The sequence below is a fragment of the Nodularia harveyana UHCC-0300 genome, assembly GCF_034931085.1.
Taxonomy (GTDB): Bacteria; Cyanobacteriota; Cyanobacteriia; order Cyanobacteriales; family Nostocaceae; genus Nodularia; species Nodularia harveyana.
On the sequence record NZ_JAYGHG010000008.1, the window covers coordinates 1 to 15,039 of the forward strand.

A 15,039-nucleotide genomic window follows, 5' to 3' on the forward strand; every position below is an offset into this window, starting at 1 on the left:
TCAACGAGAACTCATGTTTGTGAATGTGGCTTTAGTTTGGATAGAGATTGGAATGCTGCTATCAACATTCTGCAATTAGCCTTGAGTACCGTAGGGCATACGGGAACTTCGGTTCGGCTTCGCTCACTGAGCGTAGTCGAGGTGAACGCTTCAGGAGATTCTACCTCTACTCATACTGGAGAAATCCTGTATGAGCAAGTTGGGTCTATGAATGAAGAATCCTCTCGCCTTTAGGCTGAGGAGTGTCAAATTTTTTCCGTAGCACCTAACATCTGTAAAAGTTTATCCACATTATCTATATCCCCAACAATGCGCCGAATTGGTTGCGGCCAGACCTTAACCAGAGTCGGAGTTGCCGAAACTTGGTCTATTTCCGCCTGTTCAGGATTCGTTAAAACATCAATAACTTTCATTGTGTAAGGATACCCTAGCGATCGCTCTAAAACTTCATGGAGATTGTGAAGAGTGCGTTGGGTATTCATACTATGTCCAGCCACAAATAGGCGCAAAACATAACATTCTGCTTCTAATTGTAACTTTTCGGTCGGTATCACAGGTGGATAATACTTTGGTTTCGCTTGGGAACAATCCAAATCTACAATTAAATCATGGTCTTCCCAGAGTTGAGGAAAAGTAGAGCGATAAGTGGATAATACCATGCGATCGCACAAACCCTCCGGCCAAGGTGCTGTTTGCCAAACTAACTCCTTACCAAAAATAGCGTTAAGTACAGCCTGATGTCGGATCACAGAGGGATACGCTTCAGCAAAAGTTCGGACTTGATGCGTCTGTGGATCTAACCAGTGATCAACAGTTGCAGTATAACAAGGTACTAAAAAATGTGGTGGTTCTGGTAAATCTAAGATTTCCTGCAAAGCAGAACACAAATGCAAATGCCATCGACCCTGCTTATTAGGGTCGATGCAGTAAATTAAATCTCCTCCTGGTGTAAAAAGGGCAATCCCTTTAAACAATTGGGGTTTAGATAGTTTATCTGTGGTCAAGTCAGGTACAGGGTTGAGGGAAAACTTTGTTTCACCCCCCATTTTACCTAAACTCGTCCTCGGAGGAACTGTGCCATTTCATTAGGAGTCGGCGACATTTCCAAAGCCGTTTCTTCTGTAATCCGACCTTCTTGGTAAAGATTAAGCAAAGATTGATTCATAGTAATCATACCGTCAAAACTGGCTTGCTTCATCAGCTCAGTAATTTCATCATACTTACCATCTTTAATCCATTCTTTAATAGCCTCAGTATTAATCAGGACATCGTGAAAAGCCGCCCGCTTACCATCAGTTGTGCGGCATAAACCTTGAGCAATTACTGATACCAAAGACTCAGAAATTGCCACCCGCATTGCGTCTTGTTCTTCACCTGCATAAAGATTGAGAATCCGTTCAATAGTTTTCACCGCACTATTGGTATGCAGAGTTCCCATGACCAAGTGACCAGTTTGAGCAGCTTTCAGGGCAGTATTCACCGTTTCCTTATCGCGCATTTCCCCCACCAGAATCAAATCTGGATCTTCCCGTAAAGCTGCTTTTAAAGCATTGTCAAATTTACGGGTGTGCATTCCTACTTCCCGTTGTCTGATTAAAGATTTGCGACTTTGGTGGACAAATTCAATAGGATCTTCAATGGTGATGATATGTTTAGGCATCTCTCGATTGATGTAGTCAATCATCGCCGCCATCGTCGTCGATTTACCAGAACCAGTTGGCCCAGTAACTAAAATTAATCCTTTGTGGTAGTGGCAAATATCCCGAAAAATTGGCGGTAATCTCAACTGTTCCATAGACAATATTTTCAGAGGAATTAACCGCAGCACCATTGCATAGCCTTTCAGGGAGCCAAAAACATTAATCCGCACACGGGCAAAATCGTACTGAGTTGCTCCGTCAAACTCTAAATGTTCTTGAAAATGCTGAATTTCTGGATCTGTCAATATCTCCCGCAACCAACTCATAAAAGTATCTGCATCGGTTTTGGGATAATCAGTGGTTTGAATTTCTCCCCGGTTGCGGAAACGAGGGATTTCATCTACTCCCAAGTGAACATCAGAATACTCTAAATCATAAGCTTTTCTAATAATCTCTGCTAAAGTGATCTTCGGACCGGTAGTAGTTTTGGCAGTTACAGAACTAGGCATTGGTGGCGCAGTACCAGGACGATGGCTGGAATTTTTATTCTCTGACATATCCAACGTTTGTGTAGATTGACGTGGTGGAACAAACGCTGGAGGAGGTGGCGGTATCAGCACCTTTTGGGTAACAGCAGAATTTGAATTTGGTGGAACCTTGGATTCTGTCATATAACTTTAAAATTGGGGACTAGTCAACTGAAAATCAGAAAAATCTCTTGTGGCTACTCTAGAGCCGATAAAAAAGCTACTGAATAATTGCCTGGAAAAAATCCGTTAAATTATATTTTCCATTTGTATATTTTTAAGCCTCAAAAAAAGTGTTTTTCATTTCTCCTTATATAGACTTGTTTAACACACTACATCCACATAACTCCTACAGTATATATAACGATAATTAAAAGTATATTTATATATGAGTTTTTCTACGTAAGTAAATTGCGTTTCAAATCAGAGGAAATGAAGTTGCGCAGAATCATAACTTAGGCAAACAAAATTATGAAATGACGTAGGCGCGAAAGGAAAAAAAGCATAGCAAGTAAAAAGGGTTCTAGGGAGTTAGGAAATTTGTCAACCTTTCCTGAGAATTATGAGAGCTAGTAGTCTATTTTATAAGAAATGTTAACAAAAACTGAATAGAGCAGTCGAAAACGTGCTGGCAGAGGAAAGCTGTATCCTGCTCTATTCCTCAAGGTATATGCCATCAGCTAGGTCATAAATTAAATGTTAAATTCACTTCACATTGATCATTCTAAAAAACCAAGTGTAAAGTTTAGTAAAAAAATGCTCATTTTATAAATAGGTTTTTATATACTGGAACTTCAATTAGAGAATTCAGTTAAATCCTTAAAAACGATATATGACTGAAATTAAAACCTTGCTATATATTTTTGGGAGGAAAAGTCATGGTTTCGGCTCAAAGCTCTAATCTAGGAAAGACCTACTCCTTGATGATGATCAAAAGTTTTTTGATTTGGACTTTCACATTGGCAGTATGCTTGCTGGTTGTCGGTTTTCCATTAGTCTTTTTGATGGCTACGGTGGGATGCTTGTTGTCAATTGTGTTGCAATCTGTAATGCCTGTTAGTGCAGTTTTGCTCGTATCAGGCTGTTTAATCATGTTTAATGTCTTGGCGGTAATGATTGCTGCTGGAGTGTTGACTTTTAAAGGTGTACATCCGAAGGAAGTCAAGTGGTTGAGCTGGTTGCATGGAGAAGCGGAGCAAATGCAGACTTCTGTATATGCAGCTTGTCCTTTAACTTGTGATATCAAGGCATAGTTCATTCTCATCAATTCGACAAACAGAGCGTCTGCCCGGTTAAGCCGGGTTTTTTCATATTTTTTTTTATTTATAATCCCGCTATCTTGGAGGTAGGGAATTTTAAAATTGGTAATTTTAACTAAGATTGCTATAGTTTTGAGTAGATATATCCCACAAAGTGTAGTTTTACTATTTTTGTATATTTATATTTTGTTAAAAAATGACTATTAAAAAGAAAATTGGCATTATTTTGGGTACACGTCCGGAAGCGATTAAGCTAGCTCCAGTCATTCAAGTATTTCAAAAGTCGCCGGAATTTGACTTGCAGGTAATTTTAACTGGACAGCATCGTGAGATGGTTGAGCAAGTGATGCAGTTATTTAATTTGAAGGCTGATGATAATTTAGAGATTATGCAGCCTCAGCAAACTTTAAATGATATTACTTGTCGCAGTTTACAAGGTTTAGAAAAGTTATTCCAAAAAAGTCAGCCGGATTTAGTCATAGTCCAGGGAGATACGACTACGGCTTTCGCGGCTGCTTTGGCAGCATTTTATCAAAAAATCCCGGTTGGTCATGTGGAAGCGGGGTTAAGAACTGATGATTTATGGAATCCATATCCAGAAGAAGCGAATCGGCGACTGATTTCTCAACTGACTCAGTTGCATTTTGCCCCTACTCCTTGGGCGGCGGAGAACTTAAAACGTTCTGGGGTGTTGGGAGAAATCCATATCACAGGTAATACTGTCATTGATGCGCTGTTAAATGTGGCTGCCAGCAAACCCGCCTGTAATGTACCGGGTTTAAACTGGAACTCATATCGCACATTGTTAGCTACAGTCCATCGGCGGGAAAATTGGGGAGAACCACTGCAAGCGATCGCGCAAGCATTTTTACGGATATTAGATGAGTTTCCTGATACAGCCTTACTTTTACCACTGCACCGTAACCCCACAGTCAGAGAACCGTTACAAGCACTTTTAGGAAATCATCCGCGTATCTTTTTGATTGAACCTTTAGATTATGGCGAACTGGTGGGAGCAATTGAGCGATCGCATTTCTTATTAACTGATTCTGGTGGTTTACAAGAAGAAGCCCCTAGCCTGGGAAAACCAGTATTGGTTCTCAGAGATACTACTGAAAGGCCAGAGGCTGTGACTGCTGGTACAGCTAAACTTGTGGGAACTACCACCGAGAAAATTGTTAAATCTGCTGGTGAATTGCTCAGTTACCCCCAAGTCTACCAAGCAATGGCAAACGCCATAAATCCTTACGGCGATGGCCATGCAGCCGAACGTATTTTAGAAATTGTGCAAAATTATTTCTAGTAATTTCTAAAGATAGCATTGCGAGTGCGGGGGCCGACAATACCATCAACACGTAAATTATTCCGAGACTGAAATTGTCGGACTACACGAGTGGTAGTAGAGCCATAATAACCAGTGGGTTGGACACCTAAAGCTCTTTGAACCTCACTCACCGCCGGACCGCGAGATCCGAAGCTCAAAAGAACTTGACCACCTGTACCACCGTAGTTGTTATTTCTAAAGATGGCATTGCGAGTGCGGGGGCCGACAATACCATCAACACGTAAATTATTCCGAGACTGAAATTGTCGGACTACACGAGTAGTAGTAGAGCCATAATAACCAGTGGGTTGGACACCTAAAGCTCTTTGAACCTCACTCACCGCCGAACCGCGAGATCCGAAACTTAAAAGAACTCGCCCACCTGTATTACTACCAGTGTTAACAGGTCGATTATTTGGTGTATTACCAATCCATTTACTAGAAACGAATCCACTAGGAGATAGCCGAGCGAAACCATTGATAGTTTCCGTAGTCGTTATTTGGGTACGATTAGGGATACAATCCAAAACTCGTGAGTAGAGGTTGGCATCTTCTCTGACACGTAGACAACTACCGTTAGTTGTTACGTATGCTACTGAAGCTGTCTGAGCGTGGGAGACTGTAGCAAAAAAGATACTCATGCCAGCTAAAGCTAACCAAGCAGAAGATTTGAGAAAATTCAGCCAGTGAAATGTAAACTTGGGCAGATCATTTGCATTACCTGTAACTACTGTAGAAAGACCAAAGAGTTTTTTCCACTCCAATTCAAAATTAGGAAGATTATCTTCAACATCCTCATTAGCGGCTTCGTTAGCCATGAACATATGAGAATAAGCCATGTAGTCCATAATTTACTCCTTGATGAAATCAATCGAAAATTTGTCTAGAACTATTTAATTTTGCCCTATTTAATTTTAGATTATTTAAAATTACAATAATAGTCCGATTCCCATTACTAAAAAAGTTCAATTTTCCCATGAATTGGCAGCAGAAAACATATCAGTCCGAATTTGTACACCATTGCGCCAGACTTCAATACTAGAGGGATTAACCAAGTAAGTAAAAGTACCATTATCAGCCCGATATTTATCTTTCCCAATATTCCAAGCTGGAATTTTAATGGGTGTAGTTGAATTTGCCTTTAACTGCCCGATATAAAATAACTCAGCATTTTCTTGACAAATTTTAATCAGATTACTGGTAGTTTCACCTTCCAGAATTGTCATTCCACTGCATTGAGTAGTAACCCTTGTTGGTGCTTGTGGTGGTAAAACTTGCTGTTTTGTTGTGACAGAGGCCAAGAGTTTCATCGGATCAGCAGCTACCCGACCATTAGGATAAAATTCAAAGTGCAGATGAGGTCCTGAACTATTACCAGTAGAACCCATTTGGGCAATAATTTCACCTTGAGTAACCTGTTGACCCAGAGTAACCAATAAACGCCGATTGTGGCCATAGACTGTGACACTTTGATCAAAATGTTTAATTTCTATAGCATTTCCTAATCCCCAATTATCCCAACCCGCTTTCACAACCACACCGGATGCAGCCGCAAAAATAGGAGTTCCCGCAGATCCAGCAATATCGATTCCTTCATGTTTATATTCGTGGAAGCCTTGAGAAATCAACCCTTGAGTCGGCCAGATCAACTGATCAGACGTAATATTAAGATACTCACTGGGGGAAACTACGACTAACTGAGACGAAGCAGAAATATTAAAGGTGAGGACAATAATTAAACTAATTAAACTAATCAATCCATAGCTAAGAAGATTAATTTTTCTTATCAACATGATCAATTACACACCTAATGACTAAGTGTTATTTCAACCAAATATTGTCAACATCAGGAAAATAGATATGTCAAATTGGCAACTTTTAACAGTTATCAGTTATCAGTTATAGCAACCGCCAAGGACGTTAGGACAAAAATCAATCATGAAACCCTTTCAATTAGCGAGTTTTAAGCCTGTTCCCTGTTCCCTGTTCCCTGCTATAAGAAACATAATTTGCTCGAAACCTCTGCGTACCTTTGCGTTCACCTTTGCGAAACTCTGCGTTAAAAAAAACTCATGAACACCACAGTAGCGTCATGAGTGATAAAACTAGGAAAAAATGAAGATTTGTCGATTGGTTACTGTTTGACTAATTCTGGTTGTGGCTGCTCATCTGCTTCTGGTAAGCCTAAGATCGATTTATATAACTTCACATACTCCTTGGCAGATTTATGCCAACTGAAGTTTTGGCTCATACCACGTTGTTGTAATTGCTGCCATTGGGGTTGAAAACGGAAGCCTTCCCAAGCCCGAATCATACAGGTGAACAGGTCTAGGGGTTCATAACGGTCAAAGCAATAACCAGTACCGGCGGCGTTCATGGGGTCGTGGTGGAGTACAGTGTCAACTAATCCACCTGTACGGCGAACAATGGGGGGACAACCATAACGCAAAGACATCATTTGACTAATACCGCAGGGTTCAAAGCGGCTAGGCATTAAGAAGGTGTCAGCACCGGCATAAATCCGCCGAGATAGGGCATCGTTGTATAGCAGATAAGTGGCCATCCGTCCGGGGTAGCGGGATGCTAACTGCCACATTTGGGTTTCGTAGTTGCGATCGCCTGTTCCCAATAACACGAATTGAGCATCTGTATAAGCCATGAAACGGTCAAGGATTTGCACGACCAAATCAATGCCTTTTTGCTCTACTAACCGGGTTACCATGCCAATTAAAAAGGCTTTGCTGTTAACTTCTAAACCTACTTCTTCTTGGAGGGCAATTTTGTTGGCTTTGCGTTTATCCAAGGTATCAATGGTAAAGTTTTGGTTAATGGCTTTATCCTTTTCCGGGTCATAAATATCAAGGTCGATACCGTTGATAATTCCGGATAGTTTACCACTGATAAAAGACAGCAAACCTTCTAGTTCTTCGCCGTAAGCAGGGGTTTTAATTTGTTCTGCATAGGTGGGAGAAACTGTATTTACCCGGTCGGCATATTGTACGGCCGCCGCCATAGTGTTGTGTCCCTGCATATACCAAGGACACCAAGTAATTTTTTCTAAATACCATCTCCACGGCCCTTGATAGGCGAGGTTATGAATGGTAAAGACAGTGCTGATATCTGGGTCTTGGTGCATCCATACCGGAATCATGCCTGTGTGCCAATCGTGACAGTGGATAATTTCTGGTTTCCAGTAGTTCCAGGCAAATTCAGCTGCACCATTGGCAAAGAAAGTAAAGCGCCAGTCTTCATCTTCACCACCATAAATGCGGCGGGGTAAAAAGGCAGGATGTCCGAATAAGTACAAGGGAACATCAGTACCAGGTAAAATGCCTTCGTAAACTTCAAAGTCCTGAAACATGGCAGATCCCTTCCAAATCGGTGCTTCAGGAACCTCCATTTTGTCTGGGAGAAAGCCGTAATAAGGTAAGAAAATGCGAACATCATGCCCCATTTGTCTCAAGATTTTGGGTAATGCGCCGACAACATCCCCCATTCCTCCGACTTTTGCAACCGGAGCTGCTTCTGCTGCAACGAATAGAATCCGCATGGTAGTTTTTATTCCCTGGTTCTGCTGATCAGTTATCAGTTATCAGTTATCAGTTTTTCACTATTGACTGCTTACTGCTTACTGATTACTTATCTAATCACATCTCTTTACCGAATATCTTAGGAACCCCGTTGGATCTCGGTAAATATTTCTTCTAAGATTTCCTGTGCGCCTTGTTTTCTTAACAAGTCTGCTAGCTCTGCGCCTAGCTTTTCGGCATCTTCAGCCGCACCTGTAACGGTGTCTTTTACGAGTTTTTGACCATCGATGCTGGCGACTATGCCGGTGAGGGTTAATTGATCACCATCTATTTCTGTATTTACGCCGATGGGTACTTGACAACCGCCTTCAAGTATGCGTAAAAATGATCTTTCAGCGAGACAGCGATCGCGTGTAGGAGTATGTTCAATAGCTTTGAGGATGGAGATGATTTCTGTGTCATCGGCACGGCATTCTATCCCTAAAGCCCCTTGTCCGACGGCGTGGAGGGAAATTTCCTGGGGGAGAATTTGATGGATGCGATCGCTCATTTCCAAGCGCTGTAAACCGGCGGCGGCTAAAATCAGAGCATCATATTGGCCATCATCCAATTTTCTCAAGCGTGTATTTAAATTTCCCCGGACATCCTTAAAGGTGAAATGGGGGAATTTGTGGCGTAACTGCGCTAATCTTCTTAAAGATGATGTGCCAATGACAGCACCTGCTGGCAGAGTTTCAATTTGTTTATCTTTATATTTATCATGTACCACCAGGGCATCGGCTGGGTTTTCCCGTTCTGTAATTACTGCCAGAGTTAAACCTTCTGGTAAATTAGTAGGCAGATCCTTGAGAGAATGAACTGCAAAATCAACTTCTTGATTTAGCATTCCCACTTCTAATTCTTTAGTAAATAGTCCTTTGTCGCCAATTTTCGCTAACGCTACATCCAGGATGTTGTCGCCTTGGGTAGACATGGTATGGACTTCAAAAGTGATGTCAGGAAAACTTTTTTGGAGTTGGTCTCGTACCCAGTAAGTCTGAACTAGGGCCAGTTGACTTTTACGAGAACCAATGCGGATAGTGCGTGCAGCAGTGGAAACAACTGAAGTCATAAAACAATATGTCAAACCAGGCGATAAACTTATTCTCATCTAGACTACCGCAGTGGGTAAGTCTCCGGATTGTTATTTTCTAATTCAAGTAAACTTTATTCTGGTTTTTTTACATTTGTTTACATTTTTCCTAATTGAATATAATTTGATATCTTGATTAATAAAACTTAATTCCCCCCTATGAAGCGTTCCGCTTGCCTTATATTTAATCCGGTAGCAGGTCAAGGTGATCCTGAAGAAGAACTGGCGATAATTCGGTCATTATTAGAGCCAGAAATTGACTTAGATATTTATCAAACCACCAAGGAAGTTGGTGCTGATGAATTAGCTCAAGCAGCTGTAGAACGGGGTGTGGAAGCAATTATTGCTTCTGGGGGAGATGGTACTTTGTCAGCCGCAGCTATGGCTATAGTAGGTACGGAGATTCCTTTGGGAATAATTTCACGGGGAACAGCCAATGCTTTCGCCGCCGCGTTGAGAATACCTGATACCATTGAGGCGGCTTGTGAGACGATTTTAGAGGGATCAACTCGATTTGTAGATGCAGCTTATTGTAATGGTAAGCCGATGGTACTCCTAGTAGGTATTGGCTTTGAGGCGGAAACTGTGGAAATGGCAGACCGGGAAGCTAAAAAACGCTTTGGGATCATGGCTTATGTTTTAGCTGGGGTGCAACAACTGCGGAAATTATCTAATTTTGATGTAGAAATTGAGACTGAGGACAGAATCATTAGCACCTCAGCCGCAGCTGTCACCGTGGCGAATGCGGCTCCTCCTAGTTCGGTGTTAGCCCAGGGGCCAGCCGGGATTATTTATGATGATGGATTGTTAGATTTAACAATAGTGGCTCCAGAAAACAAAGCCGGTGCGATCGCTGCGACGTTTCATTTATTGCAAACAGCCTCTATGAATAGCGCCGCAGAACGAGATGATATTGGCTACTTGCGTGGAAATAAGTTTAAAATCACAGCCGAACCGCCCCAAAAAGTGGTTTTAGACGGTGAAATCATCGGTACAACTCCCGTCGAAATTTATTGTGTACCAGCAGGATTGAAAATTTTTGTCCCCCGAGATCAAGCCACTAGTCCTATGGAAAAGCTAGAGGGACTTCCGAATTTGACTGTGGAGATGAAAAATTCTCAGGAAGAAGAGGTAATGGAAAATAACATTGAGGAGTAAATTGTTTTGAAACTGGTTTCTGATCCCGCGATCGCTAAAAAAATTAGTAAGATGCAGCAGAGGGTAAAATGGCGAGATCCGTTAATTTTGGAGCGGGGTATCGACCAAACTCGGCTGGTTTTGGCGGATAATCACTGTGATCATCCGGAATTTTCCTTTTTGGTGGTGGGTGACAGTGGTACTCGTAGTCATCGGGGACATAATCCCCAGCGACGGGTTGCAGAACAAATGTTACCCCATCATTCTGAATGTAGTTTTATGCTGCACACAGGGGATGTCATTTATTTGGTGGGGTCGAGTGAATATTACCAGCAGAACTTTATCCAGCCATACCGAGAGTTTCTGGTGGGTGGAGAAGATCCAGAAAAGATTGATTATGACCAGATGGTGTTTAATCTGCCCATCTTACCAGTACCGGGAAATCATGATTACTATGACTTACCAGTTATTTTAAGTTTGCTTTCCTTGACTACTTTACCCCTGCGGCGTTTATTGCGATCGCAATTAGATCTAGATGTCGGTTTACATGGTTCGAGAAAAGGTAGCGCCTATGCAAAGGCATTTTTAGACTATCTCAAAGCCTTGCAGATTCCCAATGAATTAGCGCAACATTTAGATAAATATTATACGGCGCAAACAGATACAGGTCGGTGTTTGAATTATCAACCAGGAAGCTTTACCCGCTTACCAAATCGCTATTATCAATTTTGCTACGGCGGGATTGACTTTTTTGCTCTAGATTCCAATACATTTAATGAACCAGCACCAATCCCGAAAACCCGCGAAGGAAGAGAACACCGCAGACGTTTAGAAAAACACCTTCAGGAATTTGAGCAAGAAAAGCTGCAAATCATTGAATCTTCCGCCCAACTAAATCTGGAAAATCCCAGTGATGCGGAGAAACTAGATGATTTACAGGGTCAGATATCCCAAATTGAGGAACTGATTGTTGATATTGAAAAACAATTAAACACGGATATGAAAACCGTGACGGATATTGAACAACTGGAGTGGTTAAAACAGAGATTAATTAAATCTTGGAATAATGCAGATATTCGGGGGAGAGTCATTTATTTTCACCATCCGCCCTATGTGACTGAAGCGACAAAATGGCAACAAGCCCAAACTTTAGCAGTACGCGATCGCCTACGTGGTGTACTGAATGCCGTAGCCGCCGAAGTCGGTGATTTTACACAGGGAAGACCCCTAGTAAATTTAGTCTTAAATGGTCATGCTCATTGCTTAGAACATCTGCAAACAATGGATACAGGACACGGAGACGCTAATATTCATTGGGTAGTGTGTGGCGGTAGTGGCTATAGCCTACGTCGCCAAAGAAGCGAAGGGGGAGATTTAAGAGAAACCGTAGGAGATAGCAGTAAATTAGTGGCGCGATCGCATTTGTTTATCGGTCGTAATGGTCAAGGCTCTCAAAAAAGACGACCTTATTCAAGTTTACGCATAGATGTTACAGGCGATCGCCATCCCAAATTTATTCTCCGTCCTTCAATTGCCGAATGGTATCAAAGACAATGGCATAATTACGAAATAGAACCTTTCACCATCTAAAATTCTTTTTTTTCCGCCAATATACATCAGAGAACAGGGAACAGGGAACACTAAAGTCCATAGCACACCCTACTTACATCAGCTTTTTTCACTTGGTGTACCCATAAAAACAGAGTTTTGGGTCGAATTTGACCACTACTAAATTCTACCTGGGCCTTTACCCCGGTTATCAGCCTTTTCAGTCAACTTACCCTCATTGTCCTGATTGACCTCTTGGAGTTCTTCCACACGTTCTGCGGTGTCTTTAGCTGCGGCTTGACGAGCATCTCCCGGTTTCTCATAATACATTTCCGGCTCAACAGCATAATTATTCAATAAACCTTCTTGATCCATAGTGTAGCCATCAGTGGTATTGATGCTGTCTGCATTGCTTTGGCCATCTGTAGGTACACCAGCCTCTGTCGGAAGATGTTTATAGTTTTCACCTTCTCTCTGTTGACGAGCCACCGTTTCGGCGGGTATTATTCCTCGATCATAAGTATCTACATCTACACGTTTCTGAGAATCTGGATTTTGATTAGCCATATATGATTATGCCTTGTTTAAATAACTGACAGAACCAGATTAAACTGATATAGATGATAAAACTACTGTCTTAAGAAGTAATTGAAATTTAAAAATTACCTGAAAATTACCTTTTTTATGCCTTTAGACAGAGTAAAAATATAAAAAAATTGAGGACTCCAGTCCTCACTCACTGCAAACATTTTATAAAAACAGATATTACGCTTAGGAAAATTACTCTCCCCAAATTTCTTGTTTAAATAATCTGATTTTGTGATTTAACTCTTGACGAAGTTCAGTTTTAATCAGATAACGCCAACTAAACCAAGCGAAATAACCAATACCAATCAACTCGAAAAATGGCTCTAGGAGAGGAATGTCATTAATTGCTCCTAATATTGCGATTACTACCTTAAATGTAATAATTGCCGACAAAATTAAAGCCAGGTTAGTTAAAGAGCGTTGATTTCCCTGAAAAAAGCTAGTTAAATATTCAGGAAGTTCTGCTAAAAAGTCAGTTGTTTTGTTAGCAACTTGTCGCCATTCAGCTTCCCCTGTATCAGACGGCGGTAACTGAGATAACGTGTCAGTTTCTCCCCCAGTTGCTGGTAACATTCCACCAGGTGCCTTCGATTGGACTGGTTCTAGTTGCTTTTCTTCGATTTCCATAGTTTTTGGATTTTAGTAGATATAGCATACCTTCTAAATTACTTGATATGAATACATATCACAATCTACTTAGTGATTTGATTTAAAATTTTTCATTTAATTAACTCCGGCGCTGGTAAGTAGGTGAGCTTAATGATTTGTAGGATAAGTTAAACTATCGTTAACCCTTGCGAACGTTGGTTTAAGGAACGACACCGAACCTACAATTCGCTGTATATTTAATGATAACCACCTACTTAACTTGCCTTTGAGATGCAGTAAGTTAGCCTCGTGGTTGAACAACAACTGCATCCACAACTACATTATTAACGCCATCAATTTCTTTTGCTAATGGTTCAATCTTAGATAACTGATCCTTATTACTAACACTTCCTGATACAGTTACTAGACCTTCTTTTGTCGCCTCAATCGTCAGCAAACCACCAGGAATATTAGCCTCCAACTTAGAACGGACTTCACTGGCTACGTCTTCTGGATTTCTCAGACCATCATTTAACGCAGCAGTGCGTTCTTCACGGGCGCGAATATCTGCATCTAATTGTCTTCTGCGGGTTTCACCTTGAGACTCTTCCAAGGATTCTTGTCTTTCTTCTGAGGTTGGCGCTTCTACAACTTCTCCAGGAGACGGTGCTGCGAAGTCTGTTTTCGCAACATTATCAGTACAAGCAGTCGCACCGAGCAATAAAACACAACTAATTAGGAAAGGAGTTAGCTTTTGCATTTTTGTCATCCTCACTATCAACTTGGGAAAATATTATATTGGCGCTTGTAGGAGTAGCGAGGAGCCAGTTTTTGATACTCTTCCTACTCCTCATTAAATACAGAGAGTGTAATTGATAACCAACTAAATGGGATTAGACTTTTTGATCACGACGGTCAACAAGGACTACATTTGGCTGATTGCGATCGCCTGTTGCGGAGTAATTAGTAGAAATCGTATCGACAACTGGTGTCGTCTGATATCTCCCAGCATCAGGTTCTAGATGATGTCCTCCTTGATTATTGGAGTAGTCATAAACACCAAACTCTTCCACACCATAGCGATTAAAAACTTCATCAGCTGCGGCAATTTCAGTGTTTGTTCCTTCCACAATCACTAAACAATCTCCTCGTTCAAATCGGTCATGATAAACTTTGGCACGTTCTTCAGGAATTCCTAACCCAATTAATGCACCTATTAAACTACCCGCAACAGCACCAATACCAGCCCCAGCCAAAGTTGTCGCCAAGGTTGTTGCTGTCGCACCTGCGAGCATAATTGGACCAATTCCAGGTATTGCTAAGGTTCCTAAACCAACTAACAAACCCGTTATACCGCCCACAGCACCACCAGAAAATGCTCCGTTTGTTGCGCCTTCATCGGCTTTATTACCTACTTTTTCTTGTATGTGAGTTCCTGCGATATCACCTCCATGCTCTGCATCTTTAGCAATAACAGAAACTGTATCCATTGAAAATCCAGAACTTTTCAATTCATGCAACGCTTTTTCTATGTCTCTGCGGTTAGCAAAAGTACCTATAGCTAGTCTACGCACGGTAAGAACCATTTTAAAATCTCCTGATCAAATATATTTAATATCGGCTAAGTTTTATGTAATTTTGCAGTTTATACTGCCTCCATCTTTTCACCTGGAGTTACACTTACTAAGTTGATATCAATACTTTTATTTACACATTTATATAAAATATTTTCATCCATCTCCTGGCATAACTCTAATCTACATCTA

Annotated in this window: 15 protein-coding genes; 5 read left to right on the top strand and 10 right to left on the bottom strand. The window is 41.2% G+C overall.

Features of this window, described 5'->3' with window-relative positions:
• Nucleotides 1-234: zinc ribbon domain-containing protein (locus VB620_RS07255; protein ID WP_323195472.1), on the top strand; the 234-nt coding region annotated here is incomplete at its 5' end.
• A gap of 11 nt (nucleotides 235-245) precedes the next feature.
• Here the strand turns inward: VB620_RS07255 and VB620_RS07260 are convergent.
• Both VB620_RS07260 and VB620_RS07265 read right to left on the bottom strand, forming a co-directional pair.
• Nucleotides 246-1,046: a circadian clock KaiB family protein gene (locus VB620_RS07260; RefSeq protein WP_323195473.1), complete on the bottom strand. Its 801-nt coding sequence runs from the start codon at nucleotides 1,044-1,046 to the stop codon at nucleotides 246-248.
• Between the two features lie 5 nt (nucleotides 1,047-1,051).
• Complete coding sequence (locus VB620_RS07265; RefSeq protein WP_323195474.1) at nucleotides 1,052-2,311, bottom strand: type IV pilus twitching motility protein PilT; 1,260 nt, start codon at nucleotides 2,309-2,311, stop codon at nucleotides 1,052-1,054.
• Nucleotides 2,312-3,045: 734 nt separating this feature from the next.
• On the opposite strand from VB620_RS07265, the gene VB620_RS07270 reads away from it, so the two are divergent.
• Both VB620_RS07270 and wecB read left to right on the top strand, forming a co-directional pair.
• Nucleotides 3,046-3,420: a hypothetical protein gene (locus VB620_RS07270; protein ID WP_323195475.1), complete on the top strand. Its 375-nt coding sequence runs from the start codon at nucleotides 3,046-3,048 to the stop codon at nucleotides 3,418-3,420.
• Nucleotides 3,421-3,622: 202 nt separating this feature from the next.
• Nucleotides 3,623-4,729 carry a non-hydrolyzing UDP-N-acetylglucosamine 2-epimerase gene (gene wecB, locus VB620_RS07275; RefSeq protein WP_323195476.1) on the top strand — a complete coding sequence of 369 codons (1,107 nt, stop codon included), beginning with the start codon at nucleotides 3,623-3,625 and terminating at the stop codon, nucleotides 4,727-4,729.
• On the opposite strand, the gene VB620_RS07280 is transcribed toward wecB, so the two are convergent.
• The 4 genes from VB620_RS07280 to hemC all read right to left on the bottom strand — a co-directional run bounded on the left by VB620_RS07280 (nucleotide 4,726) and on the right by hemC (nucleotide 9,391).
• Nucleotides 4,726-5,598 carry a peptidoglycan-binding protein gene (locus tag VB620_RS07280; protein ID WP_323195477.1) on the bottom strand — a complete coding sequence of 291 codons (873 nt, stop codon included), beginning with the start codon at nucleotides 5,596-5,598 and terminating at the stop codon, nucleotides 4,726-4,728. The genes wecB and VB620_RS07280 overlap by 4 nt on opposite strands.
• Nucleotides 5,599-5,715: 117 nt before the next feature.
• Nucleotides 5,716-6,543 carry a M23 family metallopeptidase gene (locus tag VB620_RS07285; protein ID WP_323195478.1) on the bottom strand — a complete coding sequence of 276 codons (828 nt, stop codon included), beginning with the start codon at nucleotides 6,541-6,543 and terminating at the stop codon, nucleotides 5,716-5,718.
• A 341-nt stretch (nucleotides 6,544-6,884) separates the two neighbouring features.
• Nucleotides 6,885-8,300 carry a glycogen synthase GlgA gene (gene glgA / locus VB620_RS07290; RefSeq protein WP_323195479.1) on the bottom strand — a complete coding sequence of 472 codons (1,416 nt, stop codon included), beginning with the start codon at nucleotides 8,298-8,300 and terminating at the stop codon, nucleotides 6,885-6,887.
• A gap of 119 nt (nucleotides 8,301-8,419) precedes the next feature.
• Nucleotides 8,420-9,391 carry a hydroxymethylbilane synthase gene (gene hemC, locus VB620_RS07295; RefSeq protein ID WP_323195480.1) on the bottom strand — a complete coding sequence of 324 codons (972 nt, stop codon included), beginning with the start codon at nucleotides 9,389-9,391 and terminating at the stop codon, nucleotides 8,420-8,422.
• Nucleotides 9,392-9,571: 180 nt separating this feature from the next.
• Between hemC and VB620_RS07300 the strand changes: the two genes are divergently transcribed.
• Nucleotides 9,572-10,570: a YegS/Rv2252/BmrU family lipid kinase gene (locus tag VB620_RS07300; protein WP_323195481.1), complete on the top strand. Its 999-nt coding sequence runs from the start codon at nucleotides 9,572-9,574 to the stop codon at nucleotides 10,568-10,570.
• A 6-nt stretch (nucleotides 10,571-10,576) separates the two neighbouring features.
• Nucleotides 10,577-12,139 (top strand): metallophosphoesterase family protein, encoded by a 1,563-nt coding sequence (locus tag VB620_RS07305; RefSeq protein ID WP_323195482.1) that lies wholly within the window; start codon nucleotides 10,577-10,579, stop codon nucleotides 12,137-12,139.
• A gap of 138 nt (nucleotides 12,140-12,277) precedes the next feature.
• On the opposite strand, the gene VB620_RS07310 is transcribed toward VB620_RS07305, so the two are convergent.
• From VB620_RS07310 to VB620_RS07325, 4 genes are all read right to left on the bottom strand, one after another.
• Complete coding sequence (locus tag VB620_RS07310; protein WP_323195483.1) at nucleotides 12,278-12,664, bottom strand: hypothetical protein; 387 nt, start codon at nucleotides 12,662-12,664, stop codon at nucleotides 12,278-12,280.
• 213 nt (nucleotides 12,665-12,877) lie between these two features.
• On the bottom strand, nucleotides 12,878-13,312 hold the full coding sequence (locus tag VB620_RS07315; protein WP_323195484.1) for a CAAD domain-containing protein: 435 nt from the start codon (nucleotides 13,310-13,312) through the stop codon (nucleotides 12,878-12,880).
• Between the two features lie 262 nt (nucleotides 13,313-13,574).
• Nucleotides 13,575-14,033: a BON domain-containing protein gene (locus VB620_RS07320; RefSeq protein ID WP_323195485.1), complete on the bottom strand. Its 459-nt coding sequence runs from the start codon at nucleotides 14,031-14,033 to the stop codon at nucleotides 13,575-13,577.
• Nucleotides 14,034-14,166: 133 nt separating this feature from the next.
• Nucleotides 14,167-14,859, bottom strand: a complete 693-nt coding sequence (locus VB620_RS07325; RefSeq protein ID WP_323195486.1) for a general stress protein — start codon at nucleotides 14,857-14,859, stop codon at nucleotides 14,167-14,169.
• Nucleotides 14,860-15,039: the final 180 nt, after the last annotated feature.